Source organism: Pseudomonas sp. 10S4 (assembly GCF_034344865.1).
Classification (GTDB): domain Bacteria; phylum Pseudomonadota; class Gammaproteobacteria; order Pseudomonadales; family Pseudomonadaceae; genus Aquipseudomonas.
In genome coordinates, this window is sequence record NZ_CP133774.1 from 3031762 (window position 1) to 3045042 (window position 13281).

General features: G+C 58.6%; 12 protein-coding genes and 1 pseudogene. 8 read left to right on the forward strand and 5 right to left on the reverse strand.

Going from position 1 to position 13281, the window contains the following annotated elements:
- Positions 1-163 precede the first annotated feature (163 nt).
- The 5 genes from RHM58_RS13905 to RHM58_RS13925 all read left to right on the forward strand — a co-directional run bounded on the left by RHM58_RS13905 (position 164) and on the right by RHM58_RS13925 (position 4034).
- Positions 164-1558, forward strand: coding sequence for a PhoH family protein (locus RHM58_RS13905; protein WP_054049712.1), 1395 nt, complete (start codon positions 164-166; stop codon positions 1556-1558).
- 240 nt (positions 1559-1798) lie between these two features.
- Entirely contained in the window at positions 1799-2272 is a 474-nt protein-coding gene (gene moaC, locus RHM58_RS13910; RefSeq protein ID WP_077430837.1) for a cyclic pyranopterin monophosphate synthase MoaC, read from the forward strand.
- Positions 2269-2511, forward strand: coding sequence for a MoaD/ThiS family protein (locus RHM58_RS13915; protein ID WP_201200801.1), 243 nt, complete (start codon positions 2269-2271; stop codon positions 2509-2511). Before moaC ends, RHM58_RS13915 begins: the two co-directional genes overlap by 4 nt.
- A gap of 2 nt (positions 2512-2513) precedes the next feature.
- Entirely contained in the window at positions 2514-2966 is a 453-nt protein-coding gene (moaE, locus tag RHM58_RS13920; protein ID WP_201200803.1) for a molybdopterin synthase catalytic subunit MoaE, read from the forward strand.
- 291 nt (positions 2967-3257) lie between these two features.
- On the forward strand, positions 3258-4034 hold the full coding sequence (locus RHM58_RS13925; RefSeq protein ID WP_322270589.1) for an ABC transporter substrate-binding protein: 777 nt from the start codon (positions 3258-3260) through the stop codon (positions 4032-4034).
- 105 nt (positions 4035-4139) lie between these two features.
- Here the strand turns inward: RHM58_RS13925 and RHM58_RS13930 are convergent.
- The 5 genes and pseudogenes from RHM58_RS13930 to RHM58_RS13950 all read right to left on the reverse strand — a co-directional run bounded on the left by RHM58_RS13930 (position 4140) and on the right by RHM58_RS13950 (position 9419).
- A pseudogene (locus RHM58_RS13930) lies at positions 4140-4765 on the reverse strand (helix-turn-helix transcriptional regulator).
- Positions 4766-4855: 90 nt separating this feature from the next.
- Positions 4856-5983, reverse strand: a complete 1128-nt coding sequence (locus RHM58_RS13935) for an NAD(P)/FAD-dependent oxidoreductase (protein WP_201200807.1) — start codon at positions 5981-5983, stop codon at positions 4856-4858.
- Positions 5984-6079: 96 nt separating this feature from the next.
- A complete protein-coding gene (locus RHM58_RS13940; RefSeq protein WP_322270590.1) occupies positions 6080-7027 on the reverse strand; it encodes an ornithine cyclodeaminase family protein in 948 nt (315 codons plus the stop codon).
- A gap of 139 nt (positions 7028-7166) precedes the next feature.
- On the reverse strand, positions 7167-8654 hold the full coding sequence (gene rhlB, locus RHM58_RS13945) for an ATP-dependent RNA helicase RhlB (protein WP_201200811.1): 1488 nt from the start codon (positions 8652-8654) through the stop codon (positions 7167-7169).
- A gap of 108 nt (positions 8655-8762) precedes the next feature.
- Positions 8763-9419 (reverse strand): alpha/beta hydrolase, encoded by a 657-nt coding sequence (locus tag RHM58_RS13950; protein WP_201200813.1) that lies wholly within the window; start codon positions 9417-9419, stop codon positions 8763-8765.
- Positions 9420-9886: 467 nt separating this feature from the next.
- Here RHM58_RS13950 and RHM58_RS13955 point away from each other — a divergent pair, with 467 nt between their 5' ends.
- The 3 genes from RHM58_RS13955 (at position 9887) to RHM58_RS13965 (ending at position 13273) form a co-directional block, all read left to right on the forward strand.
- The gene (locus RHM58_RS13955; protein ID WP_201200815.1) at positions 9887-10918 is read left to right on the forward strand and encodes an amino acid ABC transporter substrate-binding protein; all 1032 of its coding nucleotides are present in this window, start codon (positions 9887-9889) and stop codon (positions 10916-10918) included.
- Between the two features lie 65 nt (positions 10919-10983).
- Positions 10984-12165, forward strand: coding sequence for an amino acid ABC transporter permease (locus RHM58_RS13960; RefSeq protein ID WP_201200817.1), 1182 nt, complete (start codon positions 10984-10986; stop codon positions 12163-12165).
- A 10-nt stretch (positions 12166-12175) separates the two neighbouring features.
- A complete protein-coding gene (locus tag RHM58_RS13965; protein WP_201200819.1) occupies positions 12176-13273 on the forward strand; it encodes an amino acid ABC transporter permease in 1098 nt (365 codons plus the stop codon).
- Positions 13274-13281 lie beyond the last annotated feature (8 nt).

The following is a 13281-nucleotide window of genomic DNA, read 5'->3' on the forward strand; positions in this document are numbered from 1 at the left end:
TATTACGAAGACAGACCGCCGAAACCTGCAACACAGGTGGCGTCTTCCAAGACCCTACTTGTTTGCAGTTCACTTGAGTCCCAACAGGTGAATTCGGTGGCCACTTCGAGGCGCAGCACTGTCACGGTATTGCGTCGACTGGCTCCCACAAAGGTGACCGAGTATGGATGATCACGGACGTAGTTCTTCCTCCAACCAGCCAATCCTTTATGTACTCGATACCAACGTACTGATTCACGATCCAAACGCCCTGCTTAACTTCGAAGAACACCACGTTGCGATCCCGATGACCGTGCTTGAAGAGCTGGACAAGCTCAAGAGCGGGCATCACAGCGTTGCGGCCGAATGCCGTCAGGCAATTCGCCTGATCGACAAGACCTTGGGCGATGCCAGCCCCGAGGATGTCGAGCTCGGTGTGCCGATCCAGCGCGGCAAGAGTGGGCCCAAGGGTTTGCTGTCAATTCTGATGAGCAAGCGCGCTGAGCCGAACATCATTCTGCCCGAGCACCTGAACGACAACATCATCATCAACCAGTTGATTGACCTGCACGCGCGCGAACCCAAGCTGCCTGTGGTGCTGGTCACCAAAGACATCAACATGCGCCTCAAGGCCCGGGCCTGCGGGATTGCGGCCGAGGACTACAGCACCGATCAACTGGTTGACGACGTATCGCTGCTGCCCAATGGTTACCACAACATGACCGGCTCCTTTTGGGACCTCGTGAGCAAGGTCGAGACCCGTCAGGATCATGGACGCACCTGGCACCAGGTGAAGCTGATCGACAACCTGCCGGCCGTGCACATCAATGAATTCATCATCGACGAACAAGGGTTTGTCGGCTGGATCAAGGAGATTGAAGAAGACCGTCTGCTGATTCTCGACCTGCATCAGGAACCCCTATTGCACCAGGAGGCCTGGGGCCTGAAACCGCGCGACATCTATCAAAGCCTGGCGCTGTACGCCTTGCTCGATCCGGATATCCATCTGGTCAATCTATCCGGCGCGGCCGGTTCCGGTAAAACCATCCTGGCTCTGGCCGCTGCGATCGAGCAGACCATGGTCAGCAAACGCTATCGCCGGATCATCGCCACCCGCAGCGTGCAGGGCCTGGACCAGGAGATCGGTTTCCTGCCCGGCACCGAAGCGGAAAAAATGGAGCCTTGGCTGGGCGCCATCACCGACAACCTCGAAGCCTTGCACATGGATGACGAAAACACCCATGGCAGCGTCGACTACATCCTCAGCAAAGTGCCGTTGCAGTTCAAATCCCTCAACTACATTCGGGGCCGCAGCTTCCAGCAGAGTCTGATTTTGATCGATGAATGTCAGAACCTGACACCGCACCAGATGAAAACCATCATCACCCGTGCCGGTGCCGGTTCCAAAGTGGTGTGCCTGGGCAACCTGGCACAGATCGACACCCCTTACCTGTCCGCGACCAGCTCCGGGCTTACGTACCTGACTGAACGCTTCAAGGATTTCCCTAACGGTGTACACATCACCCTGCAAGGGGTGCCACGTTCGATCCTGGCCGAATACGCCGAAACGCATTTGTAACCGCTTCACCCGAACCGGGCGGCCTTCACGGGTCGCCCGGTTTTTTGTGCCCGACACAAAACCCAATGTGGGAGCGGGCTTGCTCGCGAAAGCGGTGTGTCAGTCACATTGATATTGGCTGACACGACGCCTTCGCGAGCAAGCCCGCTCCCACAGGAGGATTGCGGTGGTCCAATAATCAAGCGTGCGAAAATTTGACCCGCAGGTTTACAATCGACGCTCCTGATCAGGAGTAACCCTGTGCTGACTCATCTCGATTCCCAAGGTCGCGCCAACATGGTCGACGTCACTGAAAAAGCCGTGACGTTCCGTGAAGCGACGGCCCAAGCGCTGGTGCGCATGCTGCCCGAAACCCTGCAAATGATCGTCAGCGGTGGTCACCCAAAAGGTGATGTGTTCGCCGTGGCGCGCATTGCCGGCATTCAGGCGGCGAAGAAAACCAGCGACCTGATTCCCCTGTGCCATCCGTTGATGCTGACCGGCGTCAAGGTCGAACTCAGTGCCGAAGGCGACGACACCGTGCGCATCGTTGCGCGTTGCAAGTTGTCCGGGCAGACCGGCGTCGAGATGGAAGCCCTGACCGCTGCCAGTGTCGCGGCACTGACCATCTATGACATGTGCAAGGCTGTGGACCGCGGCATGACCATTGAAAGCGTGCGGTTGCTGGAGAAGGTCGGCGGCAAGAGCGGCCATTTCCAGGCAGACCCGTCATGAAGCTTACGGTGAAGTTTTTCGCCCGATACCGTGAAGCGCTGGGCGTGGACTTGGTCGAGGTTGAAGGCGATTTCGCCACGGTGGATGACGTGCGTGCGTTGCTGGTCCAGCGCGACGGTGCCGAGGTACTGAGCGAGCAAAACCTGATGTGCGCCCGCAACGAAGACCTCTGTCAGCTCGACGAGCCGGTGGTCGAGGGTGATGAAGTGGCGTTCTTTCCGACCGTGACCGGGGGCTGATCATGGCGATTCGCGTGCAGTCCACGGCGTTCGATCCGGGCGCTGAAGTCAACGCCATGCACGCCGCCAATGTCGGCGTCGGCGCGGTGGTGAGTTTTGTCGGCTACGTGCGCGACTTCAATGACGGGCTCGACGTTGCCGGGATGTTTCTCGAGCACTATCCGGGCATGACCGAAAAGGCCTTGGGCAAAATTGCCGTCGAGGCCGAGCAGCGCTGGCCGCTGCTCAAGCTTGAAGTGCTGCACCGCATCGGCGCCCTGGAACCGGGTGAGCCGATCGTCTTCGTTGGAGCCGCCAGTGCCCATCGTCAGGCTGCATTCGATGCCTGCGCGTTCGTGATGGACTACCTGAAAACCCGCGCGCCATTCTGGAAGAAAGAAAACACCAGCGACGGCCCGCGTTGGGTGGAAGGGCGGGACAGCGATCATGCGGCGGCGGATCGCTGGAAGAATTAAGCGGTCAGTTGTTTCTTTGTTGGCTGTCAGTCCGCCTTCGCGAGCAAGCCCGCTCCCACAGGGAAACGCATTCCAATGTGGGAGCGGGCTTGCTCGCGAAGAGGCCATCAGCAACCCCCAAATCCCCCAGGCTCACCTCCCGATCAAAGGCGCGGCCGATCTGAGCGCACCCGATTGACGATTTATACATAAAAGTCCAGTATGGAATTATAAGTACAAAAAAGGCGTTTCCCCCGTTTCTGCTCTTTCTTCTGTCTTGCCAAACCAACAACAACCCGCGAGAGAACGAACATGAAGAAATTCCCCCTCATCACCGGTGTGGCCCTGAGCCTGTTGGCGTGCAGCACTGTGTTCGCTGCCGAGAAAACCCTGCGCATCGGCATTGAAGCGGCGTATCCACCGTTCGCGTCCAAAACCGACAAAGGCGAAATCGTCGGTTTCGACTACGACATCGGCAATGCCCTGTGCGCGCAGATGAAGGTCAAGTGCACCTGGGTCGAGGGTGAATTCGACGGTCTGATTCCTTCCCTGAAGGTGAAGAAAATCGACATGGCGCTGTCGTCGATGACCATCAATGAAGACCGCAAGAAGTCCGTGGACTTCACCCACAAGTACTACTTCACTTCATCGCGCCTGGTGATGAAGGATGGCGCGGTGGTCGATGACCAGTACGCGAGCCTGAAGGGCAAGACTATTGGTGTGCAGCGCGCCACCACCACCGACCGTTACGCCACTGAGGTGTTCGAGCCGAAGGGCATTAACGTCAAGCGCTACGGTAACAACGAAGAAATCTACATGGACCTGGCGGCCGGTCGTCTTGATGCGATTTTTGCCGACACCATCCCGCTGAGTGACTTCCTGTCGATGCCGCGTGGTAAAGGCTATGCGTTTGTCGGGCCGGAGTTGAAGGATCCGAAGTACGTGGGCGAAGGCGCCGGGATTGCGGTGCGCAAGGGTAATGCCGAGTTGGTCAGTGAGCTGAACACTGCCATCGATGGGATTCGCGCGAGTGGTGAATATCAGAAGATTTCTGACAAGTACTTCAAGTCCGATATCTACGGCGACTGATCAGCCGGCTTCGCGAGCAAGCCCGCCCCCACAGGGAAATGCATTCCAATGTGGGCGCGGGCTTGCTCGCGAAGAGGCCCGATCAAACAACACACATCCAAATGCCTAACCCTTCAATTCCTTCAAATGCTTGTACACAGTCGCCCGCCCCATGTTCAGCACATTGGCCACATAGTTGGAGGCGCTTTTGCCCTTGAAAGCCCCTTCGGCGTGCAGCGCCAGTACCAGCTCGCGTTTGTGGTCGCGGCTCAGCACATTCAGGCTCAACTGACGTTCGCGTAGCCAGGCATGCAGGAAGGTGTTGATCCGTTCCTGCCAGTCATCGCGAAACAGTGAGTCCGGTTGCGGAATCAACTTGGTCGGCGACAGGAACAAATCCAGCGCAGCCTTGGCATTCTCGAACAGCGAAATATTCAGATTGATGCACAGCACTGCCAGCGGATGACCTTCGCTGTCGCGCAGTACACTGCTGAGGCTGCGAATCTTCTGGCCATCCCAATTGAGTTTTTCGTACGGCCCGATGTTTCGTTCGCTGACATCCTCGCTGAGCATGTCCTCCAGCGCCGCGTCATCGCCGATTTCCCGTTTCGACAGGTTGTTGGCGATGTAGTCGATTTTTGCGTGCGCAGATCGTGCAGTACGACCTCGGCGTGCGGAAAGAACAGGGTGGCGATCGCGTCGGCAATCGCCCGGTAGTTGTCCAGGGCCGGGTCTTTTTCGGGGGCGTTCATACAGGGAGCTCCAGGCAACGTCAGCGCCCTATCAAAAAGGGCGCTGGAAGTTTGCCGCAATCGCGTCGACACGTCACCCAAGTCCGAAACTCAACCCAGGCGCGCAGGGGAGAGCATCGCGGCGTCCAGGCCGAAACGGCTGAGTTGCTCGGGCAAGTCTTCACCGCGAACAAGTGCAGCGCTGGCCTGGCCCATGGCCGGCGAGGTCTGGATGCCATAGCCGCCCTGCGCGGCGACCCAGAACAGTCCTGGCACCTTGGGATCGAAGCCAGACAACAAATCACCATCACGCACGAAACTGCGCAGACCAGCCCAAGTGCGGGTCGGACGGCGGATGGTCAGGGTGGTGGCTTCTTCGATTTGGTAGATACCCATGGCGATGTCCAGCTCTTCGGGCTGTACGTCATGCGGTTCCACCGGGTCGGCGTTGGCGGGCGAGCCGAGGAACATGCCGGCATCGGGCTTCATATAGAAGGATTCGTCGAGGGCCACCAGCATTGGCCAATGGTGGATGTCCACACCTTCGGGGCCGGCGAAGATAAACGCCGCACGGCGCTTCGGTTGCAAACCCAGCGACGTGGCGCCGGCCAGCGTGCCGATTTTATCGGCCCAGGCGCCCGCGGCATTGATGATGATAGGTGCACTGAAGGTCTGACCGTTGGTTTGCACGTGCCACAGCCCTTCAGCATCACGGGTCAGGCGCAGCACTTCGCTGTCGGTGTGGACTTCACTTTTGTTGCGGCGAATGCCACGCAGGTATCCCTGATGCAAGGCGTCGGTATCAATGTCGCTGGCGGTCGGGTCGTAGATCGCGCCATGGACTTTTTCCCGGCGCAGGATTGGCAGACGCGCGCAAGCTTCATCGGCGCTGAGCAGTTGCATCTCCGGCACCGTGGCTTTGGCGCTCAAGTATTGATTGTTCAGTTCGGCCGGGTCGCCGGTAAAGTCCACGGTCATCTCGCCGCGCGGGGTCAGCAGCGGGTGCTCGCAGAAACCTGCAGGCGGGGCGTCGAAGAAGTCGCGGCTGGCCTGGGTCAGCGCGCGCACTTGGGGCGTGCCGTAAGCGGCGGTGTACAGCGCCGCGGAGCGTCCGGTGGAGTGATAGGCCGGATGGGATTCACGTTCCAGCACGATGACTCGCCCGTGCTGCGACAGCCAGAAACCGGTGGAAGCGCCGGCGATCCCGCCGCCGATAATGATGAAATCTGCCTGGCTCATGAACCTCTCCTGAAAGGGCGTAAATGCTGAAATTGTGGTGATCCCTATGTAGGAGCTGACGAGTGAAACGAGGCTGCTCCTACATGGAGCGGGGGGTTAGCGGTTTAGTTGGTAGATCGCATTGGCCAGCGCGATGTCTTCCAGGCCCAGACCGATGGAGCGGAAGAACACATGACGGTCATAGCCTGGGCGCAGGACCCTGTCGCTGAGCAGCTCGGGCAGGTCGCCAACAATCGCGCTTTTGTCCCAGCCATGTTGTTCGCCGGCTATCAGCATTTCACCGGCCGAGCCCGGGGTGGTCTGACGATAGTCGCAGAACACCTGCATGTCATTGAGGCTCTGGGGCGGTACTTCGTGGGCGCGGGGGGCGTTGGTGCTGATCGAGGTGATCAGCGCCGGTTTGGTCAGTGTCGACGGATCAATCACCGGGCCGGCGGAGGAGGTGCAGAGCATGATCACATCGGCGTCATGAATGGCCGCTTCACGACTGTCGACCAGGGTCAGGCGCGAGTCGAGTCCTTTGAGTTGTGCCAAGGCTTCGGGAGCCAGTTCGTTCAGGCCGGGTGAGTACAGGCTAATGCTCTGCCAGTCGCGCAGGTCCTTGACGTAGTGCAAGTGCGCCTGGGCCACCTTGCCGCTGCCGATAATGGCCAGGCGTTGGGCCTTCAGCAGGGCGAGGGCATCGACCGCCACGGCCGTGGTCGCGGCGGTGCGGGCGGTGGTCAGCTCGGCGGCATCGCAAAGCATCAATGGTTGGCCGGTTTGCATCGACATCAACAACGTCCACGCCGTTACCAGTGGCCCTTGTTCGCGCACGATGTAAGGCGAAGTCTTGACCCCGTAGACCCCATCCTCTGCCAGCACGCCCAGGTAATTGATGAAGTCGCCGGCACCTTTAGGAAATTCCACGAGTTGCTGCGCCGGTTGTACGGCTTGCCCGGCGGCCAGGTCGCGGAACAGCTTGCGCAGGATCTTCGGCACGTCGACCTGTGCCAATAGCTCGCAGGCCTGGGGTTGGGTGATCACATAAGGCGTACTGGGCATGGTCGGCTCCGGGAGCGATAAGTAAACTAATTTGTCCATTATGGACTTTTAGTCGTCTCGAGCAAGCTCCTGTTGAAAAAAGCCAGGCGAAAAAAAGCGCAGTCCGTTGCCGGCTGCGCCTCTTTCACTACGTTCCGATTTACGGACGTTTGCGCTCAACCGCCCGCAGTAGATGCGTCGGTGGCGTTTCACAGCTGATTTTTTTACCCAGCAACGCCTCGATGGACGGTAGCTGGTAGGAGTCGTCTTCACCGGCGAAGCTGATGGATACACCATCGGCACCCGCGCGACCGGTACGACCGATGCGGTGCACGTAGTCGTCCGGGACTTCCGGAAGGGTAAAGTTGATCACGTGACTGATGCCGTCGATGTGGATGCCGCGACCGGCAACATCGGTGGCTACCAGTACGCGGATCTTGCCTTCGCGGAAACCTTCCAGGGTCTTGATCCGTTTGTGCTGTGGCACATCGCCCGACAGTTGCGCGGCGTTGACGCCGTCGCGCACCAGGCGTTCTTCGATGCGCCGCACTTCATCCTTGCGATTGGCGAAGACCATCACCCGCTCCCAACCGTTGTCGGTGACCAGGTTGTAGAGCAGCTTGTACTTGTCGGCACCGGCTACGGCGTAGATGTGTTGCTCGACGTTTTCGCTGGCCACGTTCTGCGCTTCGATCTCGACGATCGACGGTTCGGTGGTCCATTGCTTGGCCAGGTTCATCACGTCTTCGGTGAAGGTCGCGGAGAACAGCAGTGTCTGACGCTCGTTCTTCGGCGGGGTCTGGCGAATGATCTGACGCACTTGTGGGATGAAACCCATGTCGAGCATCCGGTCGGCTTCGTCCAGGACCATGACTTCGACCATGTCCAGGTGCACGTCGCCGCGCTGGTTAAAGTCCAGCAGACGGCCCGGCGTAGCCACGAGGATGTCGCAGTGACGGGCTTCGAGGTGCTTGAGCTGCTTGTCGAAGTCCATGCCGCCAACAAACGTCATGACGTTGAGGCCGGTGTACTTGGTCAGGTCGGCGGCGTCCTTGGCGATCTGCACCACCAGTTCGCGGGTCGGCGCGATGATCAGCGCCCGCGGTTCACCCATGTAGCGTTCTTTGGGCGGCGGGGTTTCCAGCAGTTGCGTGATGATCGAAATCAGGAACGCGGCGGTTTTGCCGGTGCCGGTCTGGGCGCGACCGATGGCGTCTTTGCCGGCCAGGGTGAAGCCGAGGACTTGCGCCTGGATCGGCGTGCAGTACGGGAACCCGAGGTCCTGGATGGCGTGCATCAGTTCAGGAGCGAGTTTGAAATCGTGGAAGCGGGTTTTGCCTTCCATGGGCTCGACGGCGAAGTCTTCGAGTTTCCAGGGAATAACCGGTGCCTTGGGCTTCGGTTCGCGACGCGGTTTAACAGGTTTCGGGGCTTCGATGAGCGGTTGCTCTACGGCGATGGCCTCGACAGGTGGGGCGGTCGGTGTGGTCACCGGCTCGTGTTTCGGTGCCGCTGCGGCTGCGGTCCTGCCAGGCTGATGACCGTCGGTGCGGTGGCTGGGTGTGTGAGACGGAGCGCTGGCGACTGGCGCGAGCTGCTCAGCCTCGCTCTTACCGAACATTTTTTTGAGTGCTTTGAGCACGGTCATCTCATCAATTGGTTAAGGAATATACGCCGGCCAGTGTAATGCAAGAACCGGGCGCGGCGTAGCGGGATGATCAATGGAGGCTAAAGGAGGTTCTTTTCATATAAAGAGTTAACGCAAACGCTCGGCCAGCCAGACGCCAATGTCGCGAATTTCTTCGGGTAACACTTCGTGACCCATTGGGTATTCTTGCCATGTCACGGTGACACCACGCAGCTTTAAATGCTCATAAGCACTGCGACCCATGGCGTTCTGAACCACGTCATCGTACTGGCCGTGCAAGCAAAGAACGGGAATGCGCTGCTGGCTGGCTGAAAGCTCCAGTTCATCACTGAATGTCGGCGCATAAGTAGAGAGGGCGAGTACGCCACCCAGGGCTCCCTGCCATTTCAGGAAAGCGCTGTGCAAGACCACGGCGCCACCTTGGGAAAAACCGGCCAGGAAGATCCGCGAGGCGTCTATTCCGCTGGCTCGCTGCTCTTCAATCAGTTCAATCACCATTTTTGCCGACTCGTCCAACTGCTCAAGACTGATGGCGCGCGCCGGGTTCATGGCCAATATGTCGTACCAGCTCGGCATCTCGTAGCCGCCGTTGATAGTGACAGCGCGAGTCGGTGCTTGTGGCAGAACGAAACGAGTGGTCAACAAGCTTTCCTGCAGGGCTTCGGCCACTGGCAGAAAGTCATAGCGATCGGCGCCCAGGCCGTGCAGCCAGATAACGCAGGCGTCTACGGGCTTGCCGGGCTGAAGAATCAAGGGCTGGGTCATGGTTGCTCCAATAATGTGCGGGCGCTCTCATTAAGTGCGTGATGTGAGTGCGTACCGTGTTGATCAGTTAAGAAGATGTCGCAAGGCTACAAGTTTTGCTATTGACCTGTCGCTGAATCGCTTAAGCGTCCGGTGTGGTACGGGCTTTGCTATGGAAAAACCTGTGCAACCAATCTCGTACCTGGCGGTAACACTATCAGTGTACTGCTGACGACGGGATAGCAAAGAATCCGGTGATGGATGTTCGCCAGTGGCCGTTACGGGCTTAGCGAACGTGAAAGGGCTACAGCCCGTTCGGCCGATTGGTGAGAAGTGAGTAATCCATGATGTGGATTTTCTCCTACTAGACTCATAGCTAAAGTCTTACGTCGGTTGACCCCAAAAAAGCCAACACGGGTCAACAACGCCTCAAAAGGGTGCGACGGGACTCACGCTCCGACACAACAAGAGCAAAACTGGAGGTTTGAATGAAAATGTTGAAATCCACCCTGGCTATCGTGACTGCTGCTGCAGTGCTCGGTGTCAGCGGGTTCGCTCAGGCGGGTGCAACCCTGGATGCAGTGCAGAAGAAAGGTTTCGTACAGTGCGGCGTGAGTGACGGTTTGCCGGGCTTCTCGGTTCCGGACTCCACCGGCAAGATCCTCGGGATCGACGCTGACGTCTGCCGCGCTGTGGCAGCTGCCGTTTTCGGCGACGCTACCAAGGTTAAATTCAGCCAGTTGAACGCCAAGGAGCGCTTCACCGCGTTGCAGTCCGGCGAAATCGACATCCTTTCGCGTAACACCACCATGACTAGCTCCCGTGACGCGGGCATGGGCTTGAAATTCCCTGGCTTCATTACCTATTACGACGGCGTTGGCTTCCTGGCCAACAGCAAGCTGGGCGTGAAAAGTGCCAAGGAACTGGATGGCGCAACCATCTGTATTCAAGCCGGTACCACCACCGAGCTGAACGTGTCCGACTACTTCCGCGCCAACAACCTGAAGTACACCCCGATCACTTTCGACACCTCCGATGAAAGCGCCAAGTCGCTGGAGTCCGGTCGTTGCGACGTGCTGACCTCCGACAAGTCGCAGCTGTACGCACAGCGCAGCAAACTGGCTTCGCCAAAAGACTACGTCGTACTGCCGGAAACCATCTCCAAAGAACCGCTGGGCCCTGTCGTGCGTAATGGCGATGACGAGTGGCTGGCGATCGTTCGCTGGGTTGGCTACGCAATGCTGAACGCCGAAGAAGCCGGTATCACTTCGAAAAACGTTCTGGAAGAAGCCAAGTCCACCAAGAACCCGGATGTTGCTCGTCTGCTGGGTGGCGACGGTGAATACGGCAAAGACCTGAAACTGCCGAAGGACTGGGTCGTCAAGATCGTTTCCCAAGTCGGTAACTACGGCGAAATCTTCGAGAAAAACCTCGGCAAGAGCACTCCGCTGGAAATCGACCGTGGCCTGAACGCGCTGTGGACCAACGGCGGCATTCAATACGCACCACCAGTGCGCTGATGGTTCTATCACCCGGTGGGCCAACCACCGGGTGATGTTCTGTTCCATTCTTTGCGGGGCACTTCATGCAAAAATCAATCGGCGCACCAAAGCAGAGGTTCAGCCTCAGCGATCCAAAAGTGCGTGCGTGGCTCTTCCAGATCATCACGATTGTCGCGGTCGTCGCGATGGGCTGGTATCTGTTCAATAATACGCAAACCAACCTTCAACACCGGGGCATTACCTCCGGCTTCAGCTTTCTGGATCGCAGTGCCGGGTTCGGCATCGCACAACACCTGATCGACTACACCGAATCGGACACGTATGCCCGGGTGTTTGTCATTGGCCTGCTTAACACGTTGCTGGTGACCGTCATTGGTGTGGTTCTGGCGACCCTCCTCGGTTTCATCGTTGGCGTGGCACGGCTGTCACCGAACTGGATCGTCAGCAAGCTGGCGACGGTTTACGTGGAAGTCTTCCGTAACATTCCGCCGCTGCTGCAAATCCTGTTCTGGTACTTCGCGGTGTTCCTGACCATGCCGGGGCCGCGTGCCAGTCACAACTTTGGCGACACCTTCTTCGTCAGCAGTCGTGGCCTGAACATGCCGGCCGCGCAAATGTCGAGCGGGTTCTGGGCATTCGCGATCAGCGTGGTGATAGCCATCGTTGCCATCGTGATGATGTGCCGCTGGGCCAACAAGCGTTTCGAAGCCACAGGCGTACCGTTCCACAAGTTCTGGGTGGGCCTGGCGATCATCGTGGTGATCCCGGCTTTGTGCGCGCTGATCTTCGGTGCCCCGTTGCACTGGGAAATGCCGAAGCTGCAAGGCTTCAACTTCGTTGGTGGCTGGGTATTGATCCCGGAACTGCTGGCGCTGACCTTGGCCCTGACCGTGTACACCGCGGCGTTCATCGCCGAGATCGTGCGTTCGGGCATCAAGTCGGTCAGCCACGGCCAGACCGAAGCGGCACGCTCCCTCGGGCTGCGCAACGGTCCGACCCTGCGCAAGGTGATCATCCCGCAAGCTCTGCGCGTGATCATCCCGCCACTGACCAGCCAATACCTGAACCTGGCGAAGAACTCCTCGCTGGCGGCCGGTATCGGTTATCCGGAAATGGTGTCGTTGTTTGCCGGTACGGTGCTGAACCAGACCGGGCAGGCGATCGAGGTTATTGCCATCACCATGAGCGTGTACCTGGCGATCAGTATCAGCATTTCCCTGCTGATGAACTGGTACAACAAGCGCATTGCGCTGATCGAACGGTGAGGAAACGCGCATGACATCCCATACTTTCAAACCTGACATGCCACCACCGAGCCGTAGCATCGGTGTGGTGGCGTGGATGCGCGCCAACATGTTCTCCAGCTGGATCAACACCCTGCTGACTCTGTTCGCGTTCTACCTGATTTACCTGATCGTTCCACCGCTGCTGCATTGGGCGATCCTGGACGCCAATTGGGTCGGTACTACCCGCGCCGACTGCACCAAGGAAGGCGCTTGCTGGGTGTTTATCCAGCAGCGTTTCGGCCAGTTCATGTACGGCTACTACCCGCCGGAACTGCGCTGGCGCGTCGACCTGACCGTGTGGCTGGCGGTTATCGGCGTGGCACCACTGTTTATCTCGCGTTTTCACCGTAAAGCGGTGTACGGCCTGAGTTTTCTGGTGGCGTTCCCGATCATTTCCTACTTCCTGTTGCATGGTGGGATCTTTGGCCTGACCAATGTCGCGACCAGTCAGTGGGGCGGCCTGATGCTGACCCTGGTGATCGCTACCGTCGGTATCGCCGGTGCGCTGCCGCTGGGGATCATCCTGGCGTTGGGGCGTCGTTCGAACATGCCGGCGATTCGAGTGGTCTGCGTGACCTTCATCGAGTTCTGGCGCGGCGTGCCGTTGATCACGGTGCTGTTCATGTCCTCTGTGATGCTGCCGTTGTTCCTGCCTGAAGGCATGAACTTCGACAAACTGCTGCGGGCGCTGATCGGCGTGATCCTGTTCCAGTCGGCCTACGTGGCCGAAGTGGTGCGCGGTGGTCTGCAAGCGATCCCTAAAGGTCAGTACGAAGCGGCTGCGGCGATGGGCCTCGGTTACTGGCGCAGCATGGGCCTGGTGATTCTACCGCAAGCCCTTAAGCTGGTAATCCCTGGCATCGTCAACACCTTCATTGCGCTGTTCAAGGACACAAGCCTGGTGATCATCATCGGCCTGTTCGACCTGCTCAACAGCGTCAAGCAAGCCGCCGCCGACCCGAAATGGTTGGGCATGGCCACCGAAGGTTATGTGTTCGCGGCCCTGGTGTTCTGGATTTTCTGTTTTGGTATGTCCCGCTACTCCATGCATTTGGAACGTAAGCTGGACACTGGCCACAAGCGTTAGGAGCGTAG

What these genes read in the sequence shown, in the direction of transcription:
- RHM58_RS13905 (WP_054049712.1), top strand. Translation starts at nt 164, where the DNA reads ATGGATGATCACGGACGTAGTTCTTCCTCCAACCAGCCAATCCTTTAT.
- RHM58_RS13915 (WP_201200801.1), top strand. Translation starts at nt 2,269, where the DNA reads ATGAAGCTTACGGTGAAGTTTTTCGCCCGATACCGTGAAGCGCTGGGC.
- moaE (WP_201200803.1), top strand. Translation starts at nt 2,514, where the DNA reads ATGGCGATTCGCGTGCAGTCCACGGCGTTCGATCCGGGCGCTGAAGTC.
- RHM58_RS13925 (WP_322270589.1), top strand. Translation starts at nt 3,258, where the DNA reads ATGAAGAAATTCCCCCTCATCACCGGTGTGGCCCTGAGCCTGTTGGCG.
- RHM58_RS13935 (WP_201200807.1), bottom strand. Translation starts at nt 5,983, where the DNA reads ATGAGCCAGGCAGATTTCATCATTATCGGCGGCGGGATCGCCGGCGCT.
- RHM58_RS13940 (WP_322270590.1), bottom strand. Translation starts at nt 7,027, where the DNA reads ATGCCCAGTACGCCTTATGTGATCACCCAACCCCAGGCCTGCGAGCTA.
- rhlB (WP_201200811.1), bottom strand. Translation starts at nt 8,654, where the DNA reads ATGACCGTGCTCAAAGCACTCAAAAAAATGTTCGGTAAGAGCGAGGCT.
- RHM58_RS13950 (WP_201200813.1), bottom strand. Translation starts at nt 9,419, where the DNA reads ATGACCCAGCCCTTGATTCTTCAGCCCGGCAAGCCCGTAGACGCCTGC.
- RHM58_RS13955 (WP_201200815.1), top strand. Translation starts at nt 9,887, where the DNA reads ATGAAAATGTTGAAATCCACCCTGGCTATCGTGACTGCTGCTGCAGTG.
- RHM58_RS13960 (WP_201200817.1), top strand. Translation starts at nt 10,984, where the DNA reads ATGCAAAAATCAATCGGCGCACCAAAGCAGAGGTTCAGCCTCAGCGAT.
- RHM58_RS13965 (WP_201200819.1), top strand. Translation starts at nt 12,176, where the DNA reads ATGACATCCCATACTTTCAAACCTGACATGCCACCACCGAGCCGTAGC.